Here is a 3977-nt window from a genome sequence, read left to right on the forward strand (position 1 = left end):
AGACTTCTGCCGCTTCTGAGTAACCCTTGAGCATGGATTTATTGGCGATATTGCCGAGGACGGTGGCGAAGTCTCCAGAACTATGGGTAAAGGCTGCTGCAACAATGCCCATCTTATCCAGTCCGGCCAGGTTCTGGCCGTGGGCCTGCATCAGGATGCGGGCGATTTCCATCATGGTGTAGCCAGTGAGTTCATTGCCTTCAGTACGCTTTTCACCGAGGGCGCGCATGGCGATGGCATTTTCGGCATCGGCTTTCATGCGCTTGATGCCTTCGCCTTCCTGCACCACCAGACTGTAGCTTTGCACCGGGGCTGGGGTTTGGCTGCCGAGGGCTGTGAGCAGTTTGTCTTTGGCCTTTTCGGCGGTGCAGTCCATATCATCCAGGCAGGTTTGCATCACGGTGCTGTGCGCTTCGAAGCCTTTAAACACCGCTTTAATAGTGTCTTTACGCTTTTTCTCATCGGCGGCAAATTGTGCTTTGGCATCGGCCTGAATCTGCGCTTTCATTTCTGGGGTAACCTCGGGCGCAGCGGTTGCAGCTGGCGTGGTGGAGGGGGTTGTGGTCATAGCTTGCGCTTCCTTGGTTTGGGTTTGGGTTTGGGTTTGGGTTTGAGTGCCTGCAACCGCAGACGGGAATCGAACTTGTGCTGGCCCCTGCGCAACGAGTGCGCTGATGGCTTGCGGGGTGTTTTTAAATTGATTGAGTAGCGCGCCATTGAAGCAGGCGGCCATCTCGATTTCGGCGGTGGTATCGGTGGCGAAGCCGGCCTCTACCGCTTCTGCGCCGGTATACCAAGTCTCGTCGTCCATCACTTGGCTGATGGCCTCATCGGACATTCCGGTGCGTGAGGAATACAGGCTTTTCATGGTGGTTTTGACTTTGGCGAGCAGACTCTTGGTTTTTTCCAGGGCACGCTCATCACCTCGAACACCGGCACTGGGGTTATGCACCATGTAATAAGCATTTTCGGCAATATGAACGGTATCCCCGGCGAGGGCGATCACGCTGCCCATACTGGCTGCGATGCCTTCAATCCAGGTTTCCACTTCCGCTTTATGGTCTTTGAGCAGGTTGTAAATGGCGGTGCCGTCGAACACATCGCCGCCGGGGCAGTTAATGTGCAGATTAATTTTGCTGACATCCCCGAGTGCTTTAAGGTCTCGGGCAAAATCTTTTGCAGTCATGTCCCAGTAGCCGATGGTGTCGTACAGATAGATATCGGCTTCACTGGTATTGGCGGCAGCGGTAATGCTGTACCAAGATTTTTTGGTCATGGCGGTCTCCTATTCAGATTCTGTATTTTCTGCGGGGACCGCAGTGCGTTTGCTTGGGGGGGTAATGCCACTGGCTTTTAATTTCTGCTGCCAGGCGGCGGTTTGCTTAATCACATCGTCCGGCTTTTTGCCACGGCGGCGGATAGTCTGCTGTGGGCTCACCAGTACATTTTCCAGCAGGGTTTCATCGGCGCTGGCTTCGTGGGCTGGATTAATCCAGGGCATCACCGGGGTAATAAAATCGACGTGCATTAGCGTAGATGGATCGACATCACTCGGCACTTTAAAAGCATCCGCCAGCAGGCCCATCTGCACCCAGCGCCGGGTGACCGGTTCTACAATCTCTGCGCAAAATTCCAGGCTGAGGGTTTCGTAGTTGGCCCACTGCTCTACCAGTTCCTGCCGCTGTGCACTGTAAGTGCCGTTGTAGTTTTTACTGATGCTACTAAAGCTGGCCATGGTGCCGGCGGCAGCCATGCGGTGCATGGTTTCCAAGAATGGAGTTAACAGACCGCTGGGGCGATTGCTCTGGAGGGTGCCGACAGATTCGCCGGGGCGGAGATCGTCATAGATGGCGCCGGCACTGATAGCCAGAGTGCGGTTTCCATTCTCATCATAAGACTCAGCGTCATAAGTATCAGGGCTGCCCTTTTGAATAAAACCCACCATGGCTGAGGCGATCTTGGCGGCAACGCGTTCGTTTTCTTCATAGTCTTTAATATCAGTAAGGCGATTCATCACCGCAGCAAAGATGGAGACCCCACGGGTTTGGTGCAGCCTGCGTACAAATTTCAGGTGCTCGATATGGTCGGCACTGTGGCGCCTGCGTTTCATACGCCAGTTCAACGAGGCGCCGGGGTGTTCGTCGTACAGCCAAAAACCTTTGGCTTCGCCCCAGGCAGATTTCTCGATGCCCTGTACGATGCGTTGGCTGGGGTCGTTGTAGCCGACCGGTAAAAAATCCGGCTCCAAACATTCGATGGTGTAAGGCACCGGGGTGCGGTGCTTTAGGCCGGGCACCGTGCCCTGTAAATGCCGCAGTAGCGTTTCGCCATCGCGCAGCCAGGTGTTGCACAGCAGCCGTTGGGATTTGGCCCAGCTAAATTGCCGGGTACATTCCGGGCGCCGCGCCCACTCTTGATGGGCGTCATTCATCTGCTGGGCGAGCCCTTCATGGATATCGCCCTCCCTGGTTTTGGGCTGGAACTCCACATCGATGCCGCGCGGGCCGATGGTGTTATTCACCAGGGTGGTGAGAATGCCACAGGCAAAATCGTGGTTTTGCTCCAGGTGCCGGGCTTGGCCGCGCAGGGTTTCTACATCGCCATCGGCCACCAGATCGCCGCTGCGATTATCCGCTGGGTTTTTTCTCAGCCGACTGGGCCGCGCGGCTTCATAGGCGGCAACCACTTTTAAAGCGCGTCGCGCTTGCACTCGGCGCAGGGCGGTCTCGGGGGCAAAGAACCCGATTACAGAATCTAATGTATTCATTAATAAAAATTCGCATAGGCGGGGCCACGGCGTTTGCCGGAGGCCTTTAAGGTTTCTGCGGTTGCGCGGCGCTCCCATTCCTGACGGCCTGCGCGAATCTCTTGCAGGTTCTCGGCAGTAAACTGGCGGCCATTAATGACCGTGGTTTTTCCGGCGAGCACGTCTATCTCGGCCTCGATATAGAGGTCGACCATTTCCTGTGCGGTTTTAAACATTTAACTATCCAGTAGGGAGCCGGCAGGCTGTGATGGCCGCCGTGGTTGTTTTGCAGCTGGCTTGGGTTGGTCGGGTGATGGGTTAGGTTCGCTAAATAACGTGCGTTGGCCCAGACGCGATTCGATGGTGGACCATTTCTTTTCGTTGTATTTATGCATGCCCATGGCGTGGGCGGCGTGTAATGCGTAGACCTCGGTATCGGTGCCCTCATTGGGCCGGCCGGGGCGCTGCTGCCAGGTTTCCCGGCCTTTGTTTTTCTTACTGGGTGCTTTCACTTCGGCGGTGACCTGCTCCCAGTAATCCTGCCGCACATGCTTGCAGCTGTGCATATAGGCGCTGGTGCCCAGCAAACGCTTGGCGATTAGATCCTTGGCTTTGTGGGTGCCGACGATATACACCTTCACCCCGAAGCGGTCGGCCTTGGTGCGGCGCTTGGGATTATTAAAATCCACCTGCCGGGGTTGGTTGAAAATCTCCTTGGTGCCGAAATCATGGCTGTCACCTTTAATCGCCATCACCAGCACACCGCGATATTTTTTATCGCGCGTTCTTACCCAGTGGTACACGGCATTGCTGGTGCCGCCATCGCTAGAGTCGATACTCACTGCCGCTGCGCGGATTTCGCCGAAGCGCTCGTGCTTGAAGCTTTGGAACACCAACTTATCCAGGGCCGACCAGCAGTCGTCTTGCTTATCCGCGGTATCGCCATCGACCTCACCCCAGAACAGTTGCCAGCTTTCTTCATGGCGGCCAAAGGCACGAATCGATATCGCCAGGCGATCGTGCTGTACATCAATGCCGACGGTTACCAGTAGGCCATCGGCAGGGCAAACTAATTCCGGGTAATCCTCGGCGGCTTTCTGCAGCTCTTCGTGGTCCAGTAAACGGCTGGCGGCGTACTGGTAGGGACGGCCCAGTTTGTTGTTCTGGAAAACAATACGCGCGGATTCATCGCCGCTTTTGGCTTCGTGTTCGGCTTCGAGAAAATCCCGCA

The 3977-nt window shown here is 55.8% G+C and carries 4 protein-coding genes; all 4 read right to left on the reverse strand.

The window, feature by feature from the left end:
- On the reverse strand, positions 1-1276 hold a 1276-nt coding region (locus MO867_RS20825; protein WP_252472684.1), incomplete at its 3' end, for a head maturation protease, ClpP-related.
- Positions 1277-1285: 9 nt separating this feature from the next.
- Positions 1286-2767: a phage portal protein gene (locus tag MO867_RS20830; RefSeq protein ID WP_252472686.1), complete on the reverse strand. Its 1482-nt coding sequence runs from the start codon at positions 2765-2767 to the stop codon at positions 1286-1288.
- Entirely contained in the window at positions 2767-2982 is a 216-nt protein-coding gene (locus MO867_RS20835; RefSeq protein WP_252472688.1) for a DUF6148 family protein, read from the reverse strand. The genes MO867_RS20830 and MO867_RS20835 overlap by 1 nt, the downstream gene beginning before the upstream one ends.
- Positions 2983-3977, reverse strand: a 995-nt coding sequence (locus MO867_RS20840; protein WP_252472690.1) for a terminase gpA endonuclease subunit, incomplete at its 5' end; no start/stop codon positions are given. It abuts the gene before it with no gap.

This window comes from Microbulbifer okhotskensis (assembly GCF_023895975.1).
Taxonomy (GTDB): Bacteria; Pseudomonadota; Gammaproteobacteria; order Pseudomonadales; family Cellvibrionaceae; genus Microbulbifer; species Microbulbifer okhotskensis.

Coding starts and splice junctions, on each gene's coding strand:
- MO867_RS20835 (WP_252472688.1), bottom strand. CDS start 2,982: ATGTTTAAAACCGCACAGGAAATGGTCGACCTCTATATCGAGGCCGAG.
- MO867_RS20830 (WP_252472686.1), bottom strand. CDS start 2,767: ATGAATACATTAGATTCTGTAATCGGGTTCTTTGCCCCCGAGACCGCC.